The organism is Pseudarthrobacter sulfonivorans (assembly GCF_031454915.1).
GTDB classification, from domain to species: domain Bacteria; phylum Actinomycetota; class Actinomycetes; order Actinomycetales; family Micrococcaceae; genus Arthrobacter; species Arthrobacter sulfonivorans_C.
Genome location: NZ_JAVDRS010000008.1, coordinates 66830 through 88358 on the forward strand (window position 1 = coordinate 66830; position 21529 = coordinate 88358).

General features: G+C 65.0%; 16 protein-coding genes. 13 read left to right on the forward strand and 3 right to left on the reverse strand.

Annotated elements, in window-relative coordinates:
• Positions 1–173: 173 nt before the first annotated feature.
• The 3 genes from J2808_RS16905 to J2808_RS16915 all read right to left on the reverse strand — a co-directional run bounded on the left by J2808_RS16905 (position 174) and on the right by J2808_RS16915 (position 4704).
• Complete coding sequence (locus J2808_RS16905; protein ID WP_309818926.1) at positions 174–1733, reverse strand: ABC transporter substrate-binding protein; 1560 nt, start codon at positions 1731–1733, stop codon at positions 174–176.
• Positions 1734–1915: 182 nt separating this feature from the next.
• Entirely contained in the window at positions 1916–4111 is a 2196-nt protein-coding gene (gene murJ / locus J2808_RS16910) for a murein biosynthesis integral membrane protein MurJ (RefSeq protein WP_309818928.1), read from the reverse strand.
• Positions 4112–4203: 92 nt separating this feature from the next.
• The gene (locus J2808_RS16915; protein WP_397428084.1) at positions 4204–4704 is read right to left on the reverse strand and encodes an NUDIX hydrolase; all 501 of its coding nucleotides are present in this window, start codon (positions 4702–4704) and stop codon (positions 4204–4206) included.
• A 207-nt stretch (positions 4705–4911) separates the two neighbouring features.
• Here J2808_RS16915 and J2808_RS16920 point away from each other — a divergent pair, with 207 nt between their 5' ends.
• From J2808_RS16920 to J2808_RS16980, 13 genes are all read left to right on the forward strand, one after another.
• Positions 4912–6420: a CCA tRNA nucleotidyltransferase gene (locus J2808_RS16920; protein ID WP_309818932.1), complete on the forward strand. Its 1509-nt coding sequence runs from the start codon at positions 4912–4914 to the stop codon at positions 6418–6420.
• On the forward strand, positions 6417–7001 hold the full coding sequence (locus tag J2808_RS16925) for a histidine phosphatase family protein (RefSeq protein ID WP_309818934.1): 585 nt from the start codon (positions 6417–6419) through the stop codon (positions 6999–7001). The genes J2808_RS16920 and J2808_RS16925 overlap by 4 nt, the downstream gene beginning before the upstream one ends.
• A gap of 580 nt (positions 7002–7581) precedes the next feature.
• Positions 7582–7725, forward strand: coding sequence for a hypothetical protein (locus J2808_RS16930; RefSeq protein ID WP_309818936.1), 144 nt, complete (start codon positions 7582–7584; stop codon positions 7723–7725).
• A 63-nt stretch (positions 7726–7788) separates the two neighbouring features.
• Positions 7789–9255: a glycosyltransferase family 87 protein gene (locus J2808_RS16935; protein WP_309818938.1), complete on the forward strand. Its 1467-nt coding sequence runs from the start codon at positions 7789–7791 to the stop codon at positions 9253–9255.
• Positions 9248–10690: a phytoene desaturase family protein gene (locus J2808_RS16940; protein WP_309818940.1), complete on the forward strand. Its 1443-nt coding sequence runs from the start codon at positions 9248–9250 to the stop codon at positions 10688–10690. Before J2808_RS16935 ends, J2808_RS16940 begins: the two co-directional genes overlap by 8 nt.
• Positions 10691–10740: 50 nt before the next feature.
• Positions 10741–12726: a penicillin-binding transpeptidase domain-containing protein gene (locus J2808_RS16945; protein ID WP_309818942.1), complete on the forward strand. Its 1986-nt coding sequence runs from the start codon at positions 10741–10743 to the stop codon at positions 12724–12726.
• 46 nt (positions 12727–12772) lie between these two features.
• Positions 12773–14455: an ABC-F family ATP-binding cassette domain-containing protein gene (locus tag J2808_RS16950; RefSeq protein ID WP_309818944.1), complete on the forward strand. Its 1683-nt coding sequence runs from the start codon at positions 12773–12775 to the stop codon at positions 14453–14455.
• A gap of 122 nt (positions 14456–14577) precedes the next feature.
• Positions 14578–15813 (forward strand): MFS transporter, encoded by a 1236-nt coding sequence (locus J2808_RS16955; RefSeq protein ID WP_309818946.1) that lies wholly within the window; start codon positions 14578–14580, stop codon positions 15811–15813.
• A gap of 58 nt (positions 15814–15871) precedes the next feature.
• Positions 15872–17368: a bifunctional phosphatase PAP2/diacylglycerol kinase family protein gene (locus J2808_RS16960; RefSeq protein ID WP_309818948.1), complete on the forward strand. Its 1497-nt coding sequence runs from the start codon at positions 15872–15874 to the stop codon at positions 17366–17368.
• 207 nt (positions 17369–17575) lie between these two features.
• Complete coding sequence (locus tag J2808_RS16965; RefSeq protein WP_309818949.1) at positions 17576–18538, forward strand: ABC transporter ATP-binding protein; 963 nt, start codon at positions 17576–17578, stop codon at positions 18536–18538.
• Positions 18539–18552: 14 nt separating this feature from the next.
• Positions 18553–19440 (forward strand): ABC-2 transporter permease, encoded by an 888-nt coding sequence (locus J2808_RS16970; protein ID WP_309818951.1) that lies wholly within the window; start codon positions 18553–18555, stop codon positions 19438–19440.
• Positions 19441–19460: 20 nt separating this feature from the next.
• Positions 19461–20816 carry a sensor histidine kinase gene (locus J2808_RS16975; RefSeq protein ID WP_309818953.1) on the forward strand — a complete coding sequence of 452 codons (1356 nt, stop codon included), beginning with the start codon at positions 19461–19463 and terminating at the stop codon, positions 20814–20816.
• A complete protein-coding gene (locus J2808_RS16980) occupies positions 20813–21502 on the forward strand; it encodes a response regulator transcription factor (RefSeq protein ID WP_309818956.1) in 690 nt (229 codons plus the stop codon). The genes J2808_RS16975 and J2808_RS16980 overlap by 4 nt, the downstream gene beginning before the upstream one ends.
• Positions 21503–21529: the final 27 nt, after the last annotated feature.

The following is a 21529-nucleotide window of genomic DNA, read 5'->3' on the forward strand; positions in this document are numbered from 1 at the left end:
GGTGAATATTCCGGGCACCGCGCGAACGGGCGAACCGTGAACGGTCGCGGCGGAGTCGCCTCAACTGGATGCCCTCCCAGATTACCGTCTGGATACGGCTGAGCCGCGTCTGTTACCGCGGTAGCAATGCTCCGGCGGAACAGACACGGCTCACGCAGCGACGCAGGTCTCCGCTACTGGACCTTGATTTCGGCCAGACGGATACCGTAGCCGAAGCGGGTCTTTGGGGCCGCCAGCTTGGGCAGCGTCTTGATTGACACAATCACATACTGGGCTTCCACCGGTTTGGCCAGCGGCATGGTGAGATCGGTGGAGGTGAAGCTGTTGGTGCCCACCAGCTTCGCCCCGTCCAGTGACGGACGGTCGTTGGTGTAGACACTGAGGTTGCCACCCGAGGCTCCGAGCTGGGTCAGTGTGATGGAAGAAACCGTAGCGGGGCTCTTCAACTTCACAAACAGCGGTACGCCGTCGGTGGCCAGACCACCCCAACCTTCAGTGGCGAACTCCATGTCGGACCAGTAGCTGGCCGCGTTGCCATCAAACGCCTTCACGAGGTCCACGTCGTAGGTGGCTGCGAAGTCGAAATCGCCCTGGCGGGTGATGTCTTCGATGGCTGGCGGCACTGCCGGGGGTGCTGAACTCGGCTTCGCGGTAGGCGTTTCCGTGACTGGACCTGTGGTCCCGGCCGAATTGGGAGTGGGGTTGGCCTGAGGGGCGGACTGGAACAGGCTGCCCAGGTTGGTGAGGGCGAACACCAGCCCTGCAATGAGCACCACCGCCAACAGGCCACCCACGAGCCACCGCATGGACCTGGGCTCGCGCTCGGGCTCGTCGTCATCGTAGGCATCACTATCGCCGGATGGAGGCACTGCCGCCGCGGGCGACGTCTTCCGGGCAAGGGAAGGGAATGCGGCCGCTGCGCGATTGGACTGTCTGGCTGGCCGGGCCTCCTCTGCAGCGTCGTTGTAGCCAGTGTCCTGGTCGTCGTAGGAGTAGTCGTCCTCGGACCACAATGAAACCTTGGGTGTAGCGTCCGCGTCATTTTCAGGTCGGCCGGCCGCCCCAGCCTCGGAGCCGGACTCGCGCTCGGCGGGCTGCACCGGCTGCGGGGCGGTGCCATGTTGACGCGCAGCAGCAGCGGCGCCATCGACCGTCCCAGCGGCAACTCCGGTACCGGCGGCGGCACGAGCCGGTCCCGAAGCGGGGCGCGTGGCCGGACGGATCGGCGGCCGGGGCGGAACCACTGGCGGAACAGGTGGGGCTGAGCGGTAAGGGTCCACCTGGCTGGGGTGATTTGCCGAGTAGTTGATATAACCGGCATCGACGTTTTCTTCGTCGTCGTACGGTTCCGGCTCGTGTGAACGCGCCTGGCCAAAGATTTCGCTACCCAAGGTGTCCGTGAAGAACGGCTCAACATAGGGCGCATCGGACGCGACGACGAGATCGAGCAGGTCTGCCGCGGAGGTGTGGTTGGTGATGAGGTATGTGGCGGCCTCGGTGACACCGAGGTCAAGGACCTGCACGCTGCCGGGACGTTCACCGGTAGCAACCTCGCGGGCGCTCTGGGCAACCTGCTCGGTGTTGTCCGGGCCTGCGACCAGAATGCTGACCGGACGGTTGAGCACCTGGTCCACCCCGTCCAGCACCAGATCATGGTCGTGTGAGGTCAGTACTGTGGCTGTGACCTTGTAGCGGCCGCCGAGCACTGATCCAACGTCGATCGGGTGGGACACGTGTTCCTCCTAGACTGTCCGGGAATTGCCGGCGCAGATGATGACACCGACTGACAGCAGCCGGTCAAATGCCGGCCGGCCAGCCGGTTTTCGCTTGCCTGCAACAACCCCTGTTCACTGTCGATCCTAGCCGATTAGCCATAGGCGCCGCGGTCGACAGGCAGCCGGAAACTCCCGGAAGGTCACTTTTTCCGTTGCCGCCGGGGCTTGAAATGAGGGTTCTGACCGGGCTGCCCCTGGAAGGTGCGCCGGCCAGGCAGCGGTATCTCCTCGCGCAGCAGCCCACCGCGTGCGGTGCCGGGCACATCCTCGGCGGGAAGATATTCTCCGGAGGGCATAGTTGTGTTGTCCGCGGTATCGGCAGGAAGATTGGGTGCCGTTGGAATATGGCGCTCGGGCTCCGGTCCGGCGCGGAATGACGCGGCGTCGAATTCGCCCGAAATCCGCGGAATCAGGCCGGTATCCACCGAGACCGTGGCGCGTTCCGGCGTCGGACCTTCCGTTTCAGAACGGGAACCGGCCCCGGAAGCAGACGACGACGGCGTCCCCCGGTTTCCGTCTGACGGTCCCGCGCCGCCGCGCCCCAGCCGCCCGAGCAGGGGGCGGAGGAGATCGCGGAGTTCCTCGACGTGGAAAATCTTGAGCAGGAGGACATAGACCAGGAGCATGATGGGTCCAACGACTATCAGGGTCACCAGGGCTGCCAGCCGGTCGCTCCACGCGAAGCCGTCCGGGCTGTAGCTGCCCATCAGCCACAGGGCGCCAGCGCCGGCAACAGCTGAGCCGAGCGCGGCGTAACCCATCCGGATGTAAGAGTTAGCAATGCGTGGACCGTCGAGGTGGCCGAGCAGGCGGCGCAGGAAGAAGGCACTAATAACCACTGAGAGGATGTTGCCCACCATGTAGAGGATGGCGATCGCGTAGATGATCTGCCCCACCGGCATGAACTGGATGGCAAAAGCGCCGGCCACGTAGACGACGGCGAGAAGAAGCTGGATGTAGAACGGCGTGCGGGCATCCTCGTTAGCGTAGAAAACCCGCGACATCATGAAGTTGGCACTCATAAACGGCGTGCTGAGCGCCAGGATGGTCAGCGTCTGGGCCAGCATCACGCCGTCCTGACGCAGACCGCCGGAGAAGAACATACCCAGCGGTCCGGCCAGGGCGAAGAGCGCCAGCGCGCCGAACACGGTGGCCACTGCCATGGTCCTGAGCCCGTGCGAGAGCGCATCGCGCAGTTCCGCGCGGTTGCCGTCCTGCGACGCGCGGGTCATCCGGTTAAAGAGGACGGTGGCGAGGGACAGGGCAATGATGGAGTGCGGCAGCAGGTACAGCTGGCTGGCCACCTCCAGGACAGCGTTACCGGGCAGCACTTCCGCGGCCGGATCCCCCGCCTCTTTCAGCCGCAGGCGCTCCGCACCGGGAATGGTGGCGATGCGCATGACATACAGGAAAGCCAACTGCCCGACGGCGGCCGTCAGGAGCGTCCAGACGCTCAGCTTCGCTGCCTGGCCCAGGCCCACTCCCCGCCACCCGAATTTAGGCCGCAGGCCAAGCTTCAGGCGGAAGACGGGGATCAGCAGGATCGCAGTTTGGGACACAACGCCGATGGTGGAGAAGCCGGCCACGAGCAGGGTCTGGGTAGTACCCCAGTTATCCAGCGTGTGCGGGTTGACGGCGTTCTGGCCGAAGATCCAGATGAACATGCCCAGGCCGGCGATGCCCACGACGTTATTAAGGATGGGGGCCCACATGGCCGGGCCGAACGCACCGTTGGCGTTGAGGACCTGTGTGAGGAGGGCGTACAGGCCGTAGAAGAAGATCTGCGGCAGGCACCAGAAAGCGAAGGCAATGGCCAGGGTCTTTTGCTGGGGTGAGTATCCCTGGGTGGTCAGCTCAATGACCCACGGCGCGGCCAGCGTGACCAGCGCAGTGAGGCCCAGCAGCAGCAGGACCGCCAGGGTTAGCAGCCGGCTGATGTAGTCCGCTCCCCTGTCCGGAGCCTTGCTCGCCTTGATGATCTGCGGCACCAGCACGGCGTTGAACACGCCGCCGGCCACGAGCAGGAAGATCAGGTTGGGCAGGTTGTTGGCATTGATAAACGTGTCATTGACGGTGGAGCCCAGGCCGAGGGCGGCACCCAGCATCCAGGTCTTGCCGAAGCCCAGGAAACGCGAGACCAGGGTACCGGCCGCCATAATGGCGCTGGACCTTGTTTCGCTCGCACCGGTGGGAGCGCCCGGTTCGGTGGGAGCCGTCGGTTCACTAAGCGCTGGCTCGGTGGGAACCGGATCATCGGCCGGCGCCGTCGGCCCGGCCTCAGGCCCGCTGTGACCGGGGCGGCCTGCTCTATCGGAGGGGAAATTGGAAGCTGACATCGAGTTCATCGTCTCACTCGGACGCTGTTTGTTCTGCACCGAACCGGACGGCGCCGTCGTCCTTAATAGGGCACTGACCGCCGGTGGCAGGTTTAGAGGTGTTCGGGCAGGACGTCCCGGGCCAGGTCCGCGATGCGGCGCTCATTGGGGAAAGACAGCTTCCGTGCAAGCTCCCTAATGGGGACCCACGCAACATCCACGGCTTCATGATCGGGATCGTTTTCGATGGTGAGCTCACCGCCGGTGGCGCGCAACAAGTAATGGTGCACGGTCTTATGCACGCGGTGCCCGCTCACAGTGAACCAGTAGTCGATGCTGCCCAGCGGTGCCAGGATGTCGCCTTCGATGCCGGTTTCCTCGGCAATCTCGCGGACTGCCGCCTGATCGTTGTTTTCCTTGCCCTCCGGATGGCCCTTGGGCAGGCACCACTCCAGACGTCCGCCCCTGTTAAGTCGGGCAATGATCGCAACCCTGAGTTCGGCGTCGGACGTGTCCACCACTACCCCTCCAGCGGAGATTTCCTCCACCGTAGGCAGCGAGGCCGGAGCCGAATGCAGGGCAGGCGCGACGTGGGCACCAATTGCCGACGGCAACGGTGGGTTTGTCCTCCTGCCGGGAGCGCTCGGTACGGGATGGGCCATGCAGTCCACTCTAACGACTCTTGCCCAATCTTGATGACCGGAACATGACATCAAGATGGACTGCGTGTGACGCACTTTGAGGGCCCGTGAGCGAGTCGGCACGATTTTGACCAGATTTTGGCCTGCCAAGCCGCTGGTTTCTGACAAGCTTAAGTAACTATGGCGCACGCACATCACAAGACTGATTCCCACACCGTCGATTTCCAGGTGGACCCGGTGGTCCTGGAGCTCGGCCAGCGCTTTGTCGACGCCGGTCACGAGCTGTCGCTGGTGGGAGGTCCAGTTCGGGACCTCTTCCTGGGCCGTACGTCGCCGGACCTGGATTTCACCACGGACGCCACCCCGGACCAGACCGTTGCGCTGATCAAGAAATGGGCGGACAACTTCTGGGAAATCGGCAGGGCCTTCGGGACCATCGGCATGCGCAAGGCAGGTTTCCAGATCGAGATCACTACGTACCGGGCTGAGGCGTATGACCCCGAATCACGCAAACCTGTTGTGGCGTTCGGGAACTCGCTCACTGACGACCTGCTGCGCCGGGACTTCACCATCAACGCGATGGCCCTGCGGCTCCCGTCGCTTGAACTCGTTGACCCGTTTGGCGGTGTCCGGGACCTCCACGCCTCCGTGCTGACCACGCCCGGTTCCCCCGAGGATTCCTTCTCCGACGATCCATTGCGCATGATGCGCGCTGCCCGGTTTGCCTCGCAACTGGGCATTTCAGTGCACCCGGACGTCCGTCTGGCCATGAGCCAGATGGCCGAACGCATTACCATCATTTCCTCCGAACGCGTTCGCGACGAACTGGTCAAACTCATCTGCGGCGCACGCCCGAGAATTGGCGTGGACCTGCTGGTGGACACCGGACTGGCAGAATTCGTGCTGCCTGAAGTGTCCGCCCTGCGGCTGGAATCGGACGAGCACCACCGCCACAAGGACGTCTACCAGCATTCCCTGCAGGTGCTGGAGCAGGCCGCTGCCCTGGAAACCGATGCCGAAGGCGCAGTGCCGGCCCCCGACTTTGTGCTGCGGTTCGCAGCGTTGATGCACGACGTCGGCAAGCCGGCTACGCGGCGTTTCGAACCGGGCGGCGCGGTCAGCTTCCGCCACCACGACATGGTGGGCTCCAAACTCACGTCGAAGCGGATGAAAACCCTGCGCTTCGACAATGACACCATCAAGGCCGTCGCCCGGCTGGTGGAACTGCATATGCGCTTTTATGGCTACGGAGACGCTGGCTGGAGCGATTCCGCTGTCCGGCGCTACGTCACCGACGCCGGCCCCCTCCTGGAACGGCTGCACCGGCTGACCCGATCGGATGTCACCACCCGCAATCAGCGCAAGGCCGAACGGCTCGCCTTCGCCTACGACGACCTGGAAGACAGGATCGCCACCCTGCGGGAACAGGAATCCCTCGAGGCGGTCCGCCCCGACCTGGACGGGGCCCAGATCATGGCCCTCCTGAACCTCAAACCCGGTCCCGTAGTGGGCCGTGCCTATAAGTTCCTGCTGGAGGAACGGATGGAGCACGGACCGCTGCAGCCGGAGGATGCCGAAGCCCGGCTGCTCGCCTGGTGGGCACAGCAGCCCGAGGCGGCACCTCCGGTTCCGGAAGAAACAGAGCCAGCCGACGCCGTCGAACTTTCCCCGAATGAGGAGTCCAAATGACTGTTCCCACCTCTTTGCCCCGCCCCCAACTGTGGATCCTGCGCCACGGCGAGACTGAATGGTCCAAGAGCGGGCAATACACCGGCCTCACGGACCTCCCACTGACCGTCGAAGGCGAGCAGCAGGCAGTGGAAGCCCGGAAGGTGCTGGACCAGGTGGACTTTGACCTGGTTTTGACCTCGCCGCTCCGCCGCGCCCGGCGAACAGCCGAACTGGCCGGGTATCCTGATGCGCAGCACGAGCCGCTGGCGGTGGAATGGAACTACGGCGACTACGAGGGCATCAGCTCGGACCTGATCCGTAAGGACAACCCCGACTACCTGATCTGGACGCACGGCGTGCCGAATGGCGAAACGCTGGACGAGGTGGCAGCCCGGGCGGACAAGATTGTGGCCCGCGTGCTGGAATCCGGTCTCGACAACGTGCTGATCGTGGCCCACGGCCACTTCTCCCGGATCCTGACCGCGCGCTGGCTTGAATTGGCCCCCACTGAAGGACGCCACTTCATTCTGGGGACCGCAAAAGTCTGCACGTTGGGATGGGACAAAAAGACGCCGGCCATTGTCCGCTGGGGCCTATAAACACGCATTTATAAACTTTCTTGAAAATCTTTGAGAATTAACTGGCGGAGTGCCGCATTCGTACGGTATTTTTATTCGTGACCCCAGAGCGTCTCTGCCGGGGTCACGGCGCGCGTTGCCAGGCCAGGTGGCTGATGCAACGGCATAACAGAAAAGGAGGTTGGGAGAAATGATTACTTTGACTAGCGGATGGAAGATGACCATCACCGCCAACCCGGCCTCTGCTGCTTCTGCGCGCCTTTTTCGCGGAGTGTTTGCCTCCTAACGCCAATACCTGATTCCGCCTCCGTGGCGGCATCGCTGGTGCAGGAGCCATCTCCTCTGACTTCCTGGTCGTAGAGCCTCCAGCAGCGCCTCGGCGCTTCATCAATGCCGGCCCGTGAGGTAACGCAGCAACCCCATGCTTCGGAACCCTGCTTCCTGCTGGGTTCTACGACGCCGCCTTTTCAGGGGTCCGTTGTCGCATTTGCGAGCCACTCATAAACACCGGGCATTTCTGTGCCGAATTACCGCCTTATTGTTCCGACTTTAATTGGCGCTATTTGCCATGCCCAATTCTTTTCGAAAGGAGGTGACCGCCATGATCAAGAAGATCAAGAAGGCGATGTTCCTGCTGCGCCGGCCTGTCCGGGCTGACCGCCGCGAATTCAACGGGGAGCTGCTGGACCAGCGACGCGAAGACGTTTTTGTCCTGATGCACCAGCAAATGACCGGCCTGAACTGAGGCGCCCACGCCGGACGAATATCCCACGACCTGCCCGGGCATCACCCCGGTAAGCTCAAGGGCATGCAGGAGACGAAGTCACCGGGGCGCCCACAGCGTGCCCGCCTGGTTGTTCCCAGCCGCAGTGACCTGCTGCTGAAGAACTTCACGGAAGTGATAGGCGGGCCGATGGGCGCCCGGTCGGCGCCCGGCCTCCTCTCCCCCGGTGTGTTCACCGTGGAACGGGTGCTGATCATCCTGACTGTCCTGGCGGCGTTGGCGAGCCTCGCCGTAAAAAGCTACTGCCGGACCAACGGCTGGCACACCCCCGGCCAGTTCTACTCCACCTGCTATTCCGACTTCCCCGAGTTCTTCCGGAACCGCGGCCTGGGCGAGGACCCGTTCACGTTCCTCAGCCAGGGGAACCTCTTTGAATACCCGGCCCTTCTGGGGTTTATTGCCGGGGCCGTCGCCTGGCTCATCCCAGGCGACGGCGTAACGGACTCCCGGGTTCTGGGATATTTCGACGCCAATGCCACGCTGATCGCGGCCGTATGGATTGTTACCGTCCTGGCCACCGCCAGAATGTCGCAGCGGCGGCCCTGGGATGCGGCCATGGTGGCCCTCGCGCCGTGCATCGTCCTGGCAGGGACGATTAACTGGGACCTGTGGGCGGTTGGGCTGCTGGCCGCGGGCATGCTGTGTTTTGCCCGCGAGAGGCTGGTGCCGGCGGGCATCCTCTTCGGCCTCGCCGTGGCCACCAAGCCCTACGCCGCGCTGATTCTTGCCGCCATCTTCCTGCTGGCCGTCCGTACCGGGCGGATCAGGGCATTCCTGGTCACCGCCGGTACGGCCATGGTTGCGTGGCTGGCCGTTAACATACCCGTTGCGGTGGCCAATCCAGCCGGTTGGCGGCACTCCCTCGGAGCCACCCAATCGCAGGAGGCCGGCTACGGTTCGGTGTGGTTCGCCTACAACCTGGCAGCGCGGCGCCTCCGCTGGCAGGTGCTGGATCCGGCGGCCATTAACGTGCTGGCCCTGACCTTCTTCCTGCTGGCATGCGCCGCCGTGGCATTCGTGGCGCTGACGGCCCCCAGACGGCCCCGCCTGGCGCAACTGGCATTCCTGCTGGTCGCCGCCCTCATTCTGACGAACAAGGTCTACTCACCCCAGTATGTACTCTGGCTTATTCCGCTCCTGGCCCTGGCCAGGCCGCGGTGGCGCGATTTCCTGGTGTGGCAAGGGGCGGAAGGCCTTTACTGGGCGGCCATCTGGATGTTCCTGGCGCAGGTGACCAGCCAGGGCCCCACACAGCACAATATTGATATGCCCTATTACGTCTTGGCGGTGGCCGCACATATGTTTGCAACGGCATATTTGATACTCAGGGTGGTCTGGGACATCTACGACCCGAAATACGACCCCCTGCGCCGCCACCACCTCGATGATCCCCACGGGGGGCCATTCGACGGGCTGCCCGACCATTTGCGCTTCAGCCCATTCCGTCGCTCCGAGGCGGTTCTTCCACGGCGGGCGAAGCACCATGCCTGATGTCGCCGTCGTAGGATCCGGTCCCAACGGGCTGGCCGCCGCTGCCGTGATGGCCCGAGCCGGGCTATCTGTGGAAATCCATGAGGCGGCAGGAACTATCGGCGGCGGAACGCGCACGATCGAACTCATGCAGCCGGGGCACCTTCATGACATCTGCTCGGCTGTGCACCCCATGGCCTTGGCGTCCCCTTTCTTCCGCGACTTCGAATTGGAACGCCGGATAGACCTGGTGGTTCCGGAACTCGGGTTTGGCTCACCGCTGGACGGCGGGCGGGCGGCCCTGGGGTATCACTCTCTCGACCGGACAGTCGAGGGACTGGGCCGGGACGGAGCGGCTTACCGCAGGCTCCTGGGCCCTCTCGTCGGCCGCATCGACGGGGTCATGGAGCTGACGCAACACCAGTTGCTGAGGGTCCCCCGGGCTCCGGTGGCCGCCGCGCTGTTCGGGCTACGGACCTTCGAACAGGGATCCCCGCTATGGAATGTGCGGTTCCGGGAGCAACTGGCGCCTGCCTTGCTCAGCGGCGTGGCTGCCCATGCGGTGTCGCAATTGCCTTCGCTGGCCGCGGCGGGGGCCGGCCTGATGCTGACCGCCTTGGCCCACGCCCAGGGCTGGCCGATCCCCCGCGGCGGTTCGGCGGCCATCGCGGCAGCTTTGGTTACTGACATCCAGGCCCACGGCGGCGTGATCCGCACTGGGGAGCCCATCGACAGCCTGGAGCAACTCGGCGGTGCGCGCGCCACCTTACTGGACGTTGCACCGCGGGGGCTGTTGGACATCGCCGGCGACCAGCTGCCGGGCAAGTACCGGCGCTCCCTTGACTCCTACCGCTACGGGAACGGCTCCTGCAAAGTTGATTACATCCTGTCCGGCCCAGTTCCATGGGCTGCCCCGAAACTGGCGGACGCCGGAACCGTGCACGTCGGCGGCACGCGGGAGGAACTGGCACGTTCCGAGAATGAGGTTTCCGCCGGCAGGCACCCGGAACGCCCCTACGTGCTGGTGGCCCAGCCTTCGCGGTTCGATAGCGGCCGCGCGCCTGCCGGGCGTCACATCCTGTGGGCCTACTGCCATGTTCCCGCCGGATCAACGCGGGACATGGGCGAGGCCGTGACCGCCCAGCTGGAACGGTTCGCACCTGGGTTCCGGGACCTGGTGGTGGAAACGCATGTGACCACGGCCGCGGGACTGGCCAGCTACAACCGCAACTACGTTGGCGGCGACTTCAGCGCGGGCATCATGGATGTGCGCGGCCTCTTGCAGCGGCCCGTTATCTCCCCTGTTCCGTGGCGGACCCCCATCCCCGGCGTCTATCTTTGTTCTTCCTCCACTCCGCCAGGACCCGGAGTGACGGGGATGCCCGGCTTCTTCGCCGCGAAATATGCCTTAAAAGACATATTCGGCCTTAAGGTTCCGGCGCTGGGAATCTCGTAGAGGCGTTTACATGGGACTAAGCGTTTGCCGCGCTGGGGGATAATAGCGCCGTGGGGAACTCAAGAAAACTGTCACTTGCCATAGCTGGTCTCATCCTCGGCGCCTCCCTGGTGGCCTGCGACGACGGCAGAGGGGGTGCTGAAAGCGCGGCTAAGGAGTTTGCCGCCGCGGTGGCCGCCCTGGACGTCGGCTCTGTTGCCTTTGACGGCAAGGACTCTGCCGTGGCCAAACAGCAGGTCCTGGACGTTTTCAAGTCGCTCGATCCGGACAAGCCCACGGTGGAAACTGGGGAGCTGTCGCTGGATGGCGATACCGCGTCTGTGCCCCTGAACTACACGTGGAAAATCGGGTCCGGCGAGTGGAAATACACGGTCTCTGCCGAATTCACGAAATCCGGCGATAAATGGCTGACGGTGTGGAACCCCGCATCCTTGGTTCCAGAACTCGCCGAAAACGAAATCCTTACCAAAGGCATGCAGTCGCCCCAGCGGGCTGACATCCTGGGCGCCGGCGACGCGAAGCTGGTCACGTACCGCCCTGTGGTGAAAGTTGGCATCGACAAGCCACTCCTGGGCTCAGCAAACGCGTCCGCGTCCGCCACCAAACTGGCGGAACTGGTGGGCGTGGATTCCGCCGCCTACGCCGAGCAGGTTTCGGCGTCCGGAGCCGAAGCATTCGTGGCAGCCATCACCCTCCGTGAAGAAGGCCGAACCGTCACGGATAAACAAATCGCGGCCATCCCGGGTGCCCGCGCCATTCCCGAAAGCCTGCCGCTGGCGCCGAGCCGCACGTTCGCCCGGGCTGTCCTGGGTTCCGTGGGCGAGGCCACCGCTGAACAGATTGAAGCGTCAGGCGGGGAACTGACCGCGGGAGACATGACGGGCATCGGCGGCCTGCAACAGCAGTATGACGCCCAGCTCCGCGGCATCGACGCCGTGGTGATCCGTGCGCACCGGGCGGACCTTACCCGCGAGCAGATCAACGCCGCGGGAACTGATCCCCGCCGTGTGGTCTTCGAAACAGCACCAACCCCCGGTACACCCCTGAAAACCACCCTGGACCCGGCCCTCCAGTCCCTCGCGGAAACCACGCTGGCCGGCGTGGATCCGGCGTCGGCTATTGTGGCGCTCCGGCCATCCACCGGTGCCGTCCTCGCGGCCGCCTCGGGGCCCGGAAGCAACGGCTACAACACCGCGATGCTGGGCCAGTACGCACCGGGATCCATCTTTAAGATGGTTGATTCGCTCGCGATGATCCGCAACGGGCTGACCCCGGATTCGAAGGTAGAGTGCACCCCCACCCTCAAGGTGGACGGCCGCACTTTCAAGAACTCGGAAGGCTATCCGAAGGATTCCCTGGGCTCGGTTGCACTCCGTGATGCTTTCGCCCACTCCTGCAACACGGCCTTCATCGCTGCGCGGGACACTGTCACCCAAACCGATCTTGAAGCTGCCGCGGTTGCGATGGGCGTCGCCGTGGAGGCCCCGAAGCTCGGTGCCGTGGCATTCCTCGGCTCCGTCCCGGGCGAGGCCGCCGGCACAGAACATGCGGCGTCGATGATCGGCCAGGGCAAGGTGCTGCTGTCCCCGCTGGCCGCAGCCGTCATGGCCGGTTCCGTGGCCAAGGGCTCCCCCGTCTCACCGCAGCTGGTCCTGAACCCCGATGCCGGAGCCACGGGAGGCACTCCCGGAGAACCGACCGCGGAGGCCGCATCGCCGTCGTCCACTGTGACGCCCGAGGCGCCGTCCCAAGCGTCCGAGAAACCCATCACCGCCGAAGAAGCCGCGGCACTGTCCGACATGATGCGGGCCGTGGTCACATCGGGCCACGCCGGGTTCCTGTCCAGCGTGCCGGGGGAGCCTGTGGGCGCCAAGACCGGAACGGCTGAGTACGGCAAGGAAACACCGCCTAAAACGCACGCCTGGATTGTGGCGGTCCACGGCGACCTGGCCGTTGCCGTGTTTGTCGAGGATGGGGGCCTGGGCGCCACGACGTCCGGGCCGCTGCTCAAGCAGTTCCTGACCGCCGCCGGCTAACCCGCTCCGATGAGGTGTGCCGCGCGGGCGTGGGAAGATTGTTGGCGTGGCCCACATAGACGTTTCCGGTATTGACTACTTCCTCTCCGACGGCACCCAGCTCCTCAACGGCGTGACTTTCAAGGTCCCGGACGGCACCAAAACCGCCCTGATCGGACCGAACGGCACTGGCAAAACCACGCTGTTCCGGATCATCTCCGGCGACCTTGTCCCGGACGAAGGTGTGATCGGGCGTTCCGGGAACATGGGCATTATGCGCCAGTTTGTGGGCCAGGTCCGGGACGATTCCACCGTCCGCGACCTGCTGGTATCCGCCGCGCCGCCGGCACTGGCCGCGGCTGCCCGCGAGGTGGACGAGGCTGAGCTCGCCATGTTGGAGCTCGACGACGAACCCTCCCAGATGCGTTACGCCCAGTCCATCGTGGACTGGGGGGACGCCGGCGGCTACGACGTGGAGACCGTCTGGGACGAGGTCTGCATGGCCGCGCTGGGGCTGCCCTTTGACCGCGCACAGCACCGCCCGGCGTCGAGCCTTTCCGGCGGCGAGCAGAAGCGTTTGGTCCTCGAGGCCCTTTTCGCGGGGCCGGACGAACTCCTGCTCCTGGACGAACCGGACAACTACCTCGACGTGCCCGGGAAACGCTGGCTCGAGGACAAACTCAACGAGTCCAAAAAGACCGTCTTCTTCATCAGCCACGACCGCGAGCTGCTCAACAATGCCGCTGGCCGCATCGTCACCCTCGAACCGGGCATCAACGGCGCCGGCGCGTGGGTGCATGGTGGTAGCTTCGGCTCCTACGTCGACGCCCGCGCGGACCGGAACGCCCGCTTCGAGGAGCTCCGCAAACGCTGGGACGAGGAGCACGTGAAGCTCAAGGAACTCGTCAACATGTACAAAAACAAGGCGGCCTTCCGCTCCGACATGGCCAACCGGTACCACGCAGCGCAGACCCGTCTGGCGAAGTTCCTGGAAGCGGGTCCGCCCGAGGCACTGCCCATCGAGCAGAATGTGCAAATGCGGCTCAAGGGCGGCCGGACTGCCAAGCGCGCCATCGTGGCAGAGAAGCTGGAACTCACCGGGTTGATGAAACCGTTCTCCACCGAGGTCTGGTTCGGTGACCGCGTGGGCGTCCTCGGCTCCAACGGGTCAGGCAAGAGCCACTTCCTGCGGCTGCTCGCCACCGGCGGTACCGATCCGGAGCGGGAGCACCTGCCCGTTTCCGACGTCGAAATCGCCGAAGTGCCGCACGAGGGCACCGTGAAACTCGGCGCCCGCATCCGTCCCGGTTTCTTCGCCCAGACCCACGTCCGTCCGGACCTCCTGGGCAAGACCCTGCTGGAAATCCTGCACCGCGGCGACGAACACCGCTCAGGACTGGGCCGCGAGGCTGCTGCCGGAGCGCTGGACGGTTATGGCCTGGCCTCACAGTCGGAACAGAAGTACGAGTCCCTGTCCGGTGGCCAGCAGGCCCGGTTCCAGATCCTGCTCCTCCAGCTCTCCGGAGCCACGCTCCTGCTGCTGGACGAGCCGACCGACAACTTGGACCTGCACTCTGCCGAGGCGCTGGAAAAAGCCATCGACCACTTTGAGGGAACCGTCCTGGCCGTGACGCACGACCGGTGGTTCGCCCGCACGTTCGACCGCTTCCTGGTGTTCGGATCCGACGGCAAGGTCTATGAATCCGCGGAGCCCGTATGGGATGAAAAGCGTGTGGAGCGCGCCCGCTGACCCCCGACGTTCTCATACTCTCCTTAGGAAAGTGAGAGAACGTCGGTCATTTAAGCGCATCAGGTGAGAGAGGTTGGGCCAGGGCTCGGGTTGGATTTCCCATCGGTTGCTAGCATTCCAGCATGAAGACCGACATCTCCAGTACCTCGGCCGGCCCCTCCCTACGCGCTGCGGCTGCCGCCACTTTTGTGGTCTTCGGCGTCAATGGCTTTGTTTTTGCCAGCTGGGCTGCGCGGATCCCCGCGGTCACGGAGACGCTGCATCTGACATCCGGGCAGATGGGCACCCTGCTGCTGTGCACGGCCATTGGCTCGTTGCTGGCGCTTCCGACGGCGGGCCTTGTGGTGGGACGGATCGGCACCGCCAACGCTGTACGCGCAGCCGGGGTGCTGGCTGCACTGGCCGGCGTCGGGATAGCACTCTCCCTGTCAGCTGGATCGATTCCCGCCACTGCCGTGGCCCTGTTCTTTTTCGGCATCGGCATCGGACTGTGGGATGTCTCCCAAAACATTGAGGGTGCCGACGTCGAGCACAAGTTGCGGCGGACCATCATGCCCCAGTTCCACGCTGCCTTCAGCGGCGGGGCCTTTGTTGGTGCACTGATCGGTGCGGGGCTGTCGACCATCGGCGTCGGACTGCCGGAGCACCTGCTGGTCATCGCCGGGGTTGTGGTGGTGGTGGCACTGTTTGCGCCCCGCTATTTCCTCCCCCACGTGCCCGTGGAGGCTCCTGTCGACGGAGAGCCCAAGGCTGTGAAGGGCCCGTCCGCCTGGCGCGACAGCCGTACCCTGCTGATTGGCGTTGTAGTCCTCGGTGCCACCCTCACTGAAGGTGCAGGAAACGACTGGATCGCCAAGGCAACAGTTGACGGCCTGGGGACTTCAGAGTCCACCGGTGCCCTCATGTTCGCCCTGTTTGTCCTGGCCATGACCGCGATGCGATTCTTCGGTGGCCGGGTGATTGACGCCTACGGCCGCGTGGCAGTGCTCCGTGCCAGCATGGCCGCAGCAGCTGCCGGGCTCTGTCTGTTTGTGCTCGCCGGGAACGTCTGGCTGGCCGGCCTGGGAGCTGCGCTCTGGGGTGTCGGCGCGGCTCTCGCCTTTCCCATGGGAATGTCCGCGGCAGCAGACGATCCGAAGCATGCTGCGGCCCGGGTATCGGTTGTATCCACTCTGGGGTATATCTCGTTCCTTGCCGGACCGCCCCTGCTGGGCTACCTTGGGGACCTCACCGGAATCCACCTGGCCCTGCTCGCCATCCTCGCTCCGATAGTGGTTGCGCTGGTCCTCGCGGGAGCCGCGAAACCTCTTTCCTCCCCGCAACCGCAGGCGGCTGGTAAGGCCCAGGACTCGAACTAGGGCAGGACAACGTCCGCGGGTCCTCGAAGGCCGTGCTCACCGGGATTAGGGTGGAGAGATGCACACCAAGTGGCGCAAAGGACCGGGGTGGATCAGCCGCCTTGACCGGCATCTGGTCCGGGGTGTTTCCTCCTTCCCCGGAGGGAATCATGACACGTTCTTCCGCCGCCTCTCCGCGTCAGCCAACCACGGAAAGCTCTGGATGGGAGCTGCCGCGGTCATGGCACTGTTTCCGGGGAGGCCCCGCAGGGCCGCCCTGCACGGTCTGATCGCCCAGGCCGTGGCTTCCGCTGTGACCAACGCCGGCTTCAAAACATTGTTGCCGCGTACCCGGCCCCTGCCGGAGCACCTGCCGGTATTCCGGTTTGTCCATCCGCAGCCCACCAGTTCCTCCATGCCATCCGGACATTCGGCCTCTGCTAGCGCTTTCGCACTCGGTGCCGGACTGGTCAAGCCAGCCCTCGGTGCAGCACTGGCACCAGCGGCATTTGGTGTTGCCTATTCACGCGTCCACACGGGGGCGCACTGGCCCTCGGATGTATTTTTCGGCTCTGCCATCGGTGCGGCCGCCGCGCTGGTCACCCGCACGTGGTGGCCCGTTCGTCTCCCGTTTCCCGAGGTGACCCGAACCGTGACGGACGCCCCTGAACTGCCGGGAGGCTCCGGCCTCACCATCGTGGTGAACACCCTTGGCGGTTCCTTCACGGAGCAAACGGCTGCAGCCCTCCAAGAAGTATTCCCAGATGCGCATATAGAGTCGGTCCAGCCGGACGAGAGCCTCGCGGTAGCCATCCAGACCGCAGCGACATTGGACGGCACGCGCGCCCTTGGGGTGTGGGGCGGTGACGGAACCGTAGGCGCGGCGGCCGCGGCCGCCGTCGAGCATTCACTGCCCTTGCTGGTGTTGCCAGGCGGCACGCTGAACCACTTCGCACGCGATACGGGGACCGGGAGCCTCAAAGAGGCAGTCATTGCCGCAACCAGGGGTGAGGCCGCGCACGCAGACGTGGGCATCGTAACCGTCGAGCGCGGGCTGGCCGGAAACCCGGAGACGGCCGAACTCATCATGGTCAATACGGCCAGCGTCGGCCTGTACCCCGACCTGGTCCGGCGACGGGAACAGTTGCAGCCCGCCCTGGGCAAGCCGCTGGCCGGAGTGGTGGCCATGTTCCGGACCTTCGCCGTGGGAACCCCCAACACACTGATCGTTGACGGTACGCGGCACAAGGTCTGGATCGCCTATGTTGGGCGCGGCCGCTACTACCCCCGGGACCACGCGCCCCTGCTGCGGCCGGTGCTGGACGACGGCGTCCTGGACGTTCGGATGATCACCGCGGATGAATCCTTTGCGCGGCTGCGGCTCCTGTGGTCGGTGCTGACCGGAACGGTGGCGACGTCACGGATCACCCATCTGAGGGAGGCCACGGAGGTCCGCATTGAGTCGGAGGGCTCTCCGATGGCCTTGGCCGTCGACGGCGAAGCGCTGGCCGGCGTGCGCAGCGTCCGGGTCCGGGTGGAGCCGCGGGCCCTGACCTATTATTCGCCCCGGTCCTGAGCAGGGGGGCTTAAGGCCAGTGTTCCCCCGTGAAGTGGCCCTGGGCCCGCGTTGGTCCCCTGATCATCCGTCCGGATGACCCTGATTCGACCCTGAATCATCCCTGAGACAGGCGAAATCGGGGATTCCCGTCGGTAGCGTGGAGCGTACACACCCAAACGTCCCAGCATCCCGCAGCCTCCTGGCTGCTGTTCGAAGGAACACTCCATGATTGAGGCAACAGGCCTGAGCAAGGTCTACGGAAGCAAGACGGCCGTTGACGGCGTCAGCTTCACCGTCAAGGCAGGGCAGGTGACGGGCTTCCTGGGCCCGAACGGTGCCGGCAAATCCACTACCATGCGCATGATCATGGGACTGGACCGGCCGACGTCGGGCACGGTCACCGTGAACGGCCTGCACTATGCCGACCACAAGGCCCCCCTGCACGAGGTGGGTGCGCTGCTGGACGCGAAGGCGGTCCACACAAGCCGCAGCGCCTACAACCACTTGCGCGCCATGGCAGCCACGAACAACATTCCCACGGCCCGGGTCCATGAAGTCATCGAAATGACCGGCCTCGAAGCCGTGGCCAAAAAGAAGGCCGGCGGATTCTCACTGGGTATGGGCCAGCGCCTGGGCATTGCGGCCGCGCTCCTTGGCGATCCGCAGACCCTGATTCTCGACGAGCCAGTCAACGGCCTTGATCCCGAAGGTGTCCTGTGGGTCCGCAACCTGGTCCGCTACCTCGCCAACCAGGGGAAGACGATCTTCCTGTCCTCGCACCTGATGAGTGAAATGGCCCAGACGGCGGACCACCTGATTGTGATCGGCCGAGGCAAGATCATTGCCGATGCCCCCGTCCAGGAAATCATTGCGGGCACGCGCCAGGTCCGGACCCTCGTGCGCACATCGGCCGCCACGCAACTGTCGGCCCTGCTGGCGGGCAATGGAGTGACGGTGGACCAGAACGAGCAGGAAACACTGGAAGTGACCGGCCTGGATTCGCGCCAGATCGCCCAAGTGGCCCTGGACAACGCCGTGCTGGTCTATGAACTCACCCCACAACTGTCGTCTCTGGAAGACGCCTACTTCGACCTCACCAAGGACGAAGTGGAATACCACTCGCACCTGACCGGTGGACCAGCGGGCGCGTTCGCCCCGGAAGCCGCCCCGGCAACGGCAGGAAAGTAAAGAGGATGACCACCATGACTGATACCCAGACTTCCCGGGTCCGTTCCACAGCCGGCACGAGAGGGGTTACGTTCACCGGCGTGCTGCGGTCCGAATGGATCAAGCTGTGGTCCCTGATGTCCACCCGCATCCTGCTGCTCCTGACCCTTGTGGCCATTGTGGGCGTCGGTGCCCTCGCCGTCCTGATCCGGTTCTCCTTCCTGGACGAAATGACCCGGCAGGCAAGGGACCAGGGCCAGACTATGACGCCGGAAATGATGGCGCAGTCCTTCCCGCCGGGATCGGGCTTTGACCTCTACAACCTGCCCAACGCCGGCCTCCAGATCGGCATCCTGGTGTTGGGTTCGCTTGCTGTCTTGTTCATTTCATCGGAGTACGCCACCGGCATGATCCGGTCCACTATGAACGCCGTCCCGCGCCGCACTCCGGCCTTCGTGGCGAAGGCGATCATCCTTGCGGTCATCTCCTATGTCATCACCACCATCGCCGCCGTAGCCACCTTCCTGATCGCGATGCCGGTGTTTCAGGGACTGGGGTTCGACCTGGATTGGTCCACTGAAGGCGTGATGTACAGCGTCTTCACGGGAGGCCTCTACGTTGCCGGCGTGGCCCTGATTGGTCTGTCGCTCGGTGCACTGCTGCGCAACTCCGCCGGCGGCATCACCGTTCTGGTGGGGCTGTTCTTCGTCCTGTCCATCGCCTCCAGCTTCCTGACGCTGATCCCCGGTGATTTCTGGAAGTACGTGCCCCAGTACCTCCCGAGCGACGCCGGCGGGCGGTTCCTGTCCATCGGCCACACCGATGGCGTCATCGATCCCTGGCAGGGTGGCCTGATTTTCCTGGGCTACGTGCTGCTGTTCCTCGTTCCGGCGATGCTGGTGCTCAAGAAACGCGACGTCTGAGCTGAAGCTAGGCTCAGAGCATGAATGAAGCGGCACTGGTAAAGGACGCGTCGGCCGGACTGGCCGACGCGTCCTTTGCCGAAATCACGGCCAAGCGCCGTGGCCTGCTCCGGCGGTACCTTTACCAGCGTCCGCGCGTTATGGATGCAGTGGTTGCCGGCAGTTACACCCTTCTGGTGGCCCCCACCATAGTGGATGCCATCCTGCAGGGAGCCTGGCTGGCGGCGGCGCTCCTCCTCACGGTGGCAGGTGCGCTGTTTGTCCGGCGCTCCTATCCCGTGGCGCTGGCAGCATTCGTGGCGGTGATGGAAGTGGCGGTCACCCTGCTTCACCCGTGGGGCTCGAATGTCTCGGCGGGGCTGTGGTTCTCGCTCTACGCGGTGGCGGTGGTGCATACGCGCAGGTTCGCCCTGGTGACCATGGCGGCGGCAACGGCACCGCTTGCCCTGCTATACCTCCTTGCCGCGGTAACTCCCATGGAGAATTCCTTTGTCCGTGATGCCGCGAGCAACCCCGGGGACTTCCACCTCCTGACGAGCATCGCCACCGGCGCCACCATCGCCCTTTCCAACGTCATCGCCACCGGGATCGGCATCTCGGTGCGGCAGCGCCGGGAACACGAGCAGGAGATCGCGGCCTGGGCCGCGCGGACCGCCAGCCTGGCGTCCGTCAACGAACGGAACCGGATCGCCCGCGAAATGCACGACGTCGTGGCGCACTCCCTGACCGTCATGGTCAGCCTCTCCGATGGTGCCGCCGTCGTGGTCCGGAAAAGTCCCGACCGTGCCGGCGAGGTGCTGGGCGAGCTTTCGCGGACCGGCCGGACCGCGCTTGCAGACATGCGCCGCGTCCTGGGCGTCCTCCGGGACGACGCCGGAACGGCGCCGCGGCAGCCGCTCGCGTCCGGCGACAGCCTGGCGAAACTCCTGGAAGGCTTCCGCACCGCAGGCCTGCCCCTGTACTACTCACACACCGGACCCGCGCTGCCCAACGATGCGGCGTTCCAGCTGACCGTCTACCGGATCGTGCAGGAGTCACTGACCAACGTGCTCCGCTACGGCAGGTCACTCGGGCGGGTGGACGTCAGCATCGTCCGGGACGGTTCCACCGTCACCATCGAAGTGCTCGACGACGGCGCGGCAGCGGCAGGACAGGGCACCGCCGAGGGCAGCGGGCCGGGGTCGGGGCACCAGGGTGCGGGGGGTACCGGGTCGGGCCAGGGGTTGGCGGGCATGGCGGAGCGGGCGCGCATCTATGCTGGCACGGTGGAGGCCGGGCGCGGTGGCCGTGGCTGGCGCGTGCGTGCCGTCCTGAGCTGGCCGGGCGAGGACATTCCGGAATCTGAGCACGTTCCCCAACTGCAAGGCAGAGCATGACTGAGACCCAACCGATCACCGTCCTGCTGGTGGACGACCAGCCGCTGCTGAGGATGGGGTTTCGCCTCATCCTGGAAGGCGAGGATGACCTCAGCATTGTGGGGGAAGCGTCCGACGGCGCCGAAGCCGTCCGCCAGGTGCGTGACCTCAAGCCGGACGTGGTGCTGATGGACGTCCGGATGCCCGTGCTGGACGGCATCGAGGCAACGCGTGCCATCACCGCCACGGGGGCCTCCGCGCGGGTGATCATCCTCACCACCTTCGACGTTGATGAATACGCCTTCGCCGGACTCCAGGCCGGGGCATCCGCGTTCCTGCTCAAGGACGTGGCGCCGTCGGAACTGATCCAGGCCGTCCGGGTGGTGGCCAGCGGGGATGCCGTGGTGGCTCCGCGCGTCACGCAGCGGCTGCTGGAAACCTACGTCCGCGGTGCCGCCCGCCCCGCGGCCTCCACGCCGCGGGATCCCCTGCTGGAAGACCTGACCCCGCGCGAAACCGAGATGCTCGAAGCCATGGCCGAGGGCCTGTCCAACGCCGAGATCGCGCACCGGTATTTCCTGTCAGAAGCCACCGTCAAGACCCACGTCCGCAGGATCCTCACCAAACTCCACCTGCGGGACCGGGTGCAGGCAGTGGTCTACGCGTATGAAACCGGCCTGGTGGTCCCCAGCAATCCTGACTACTGACTCGGGCGCGGACTACTGACGCACAGC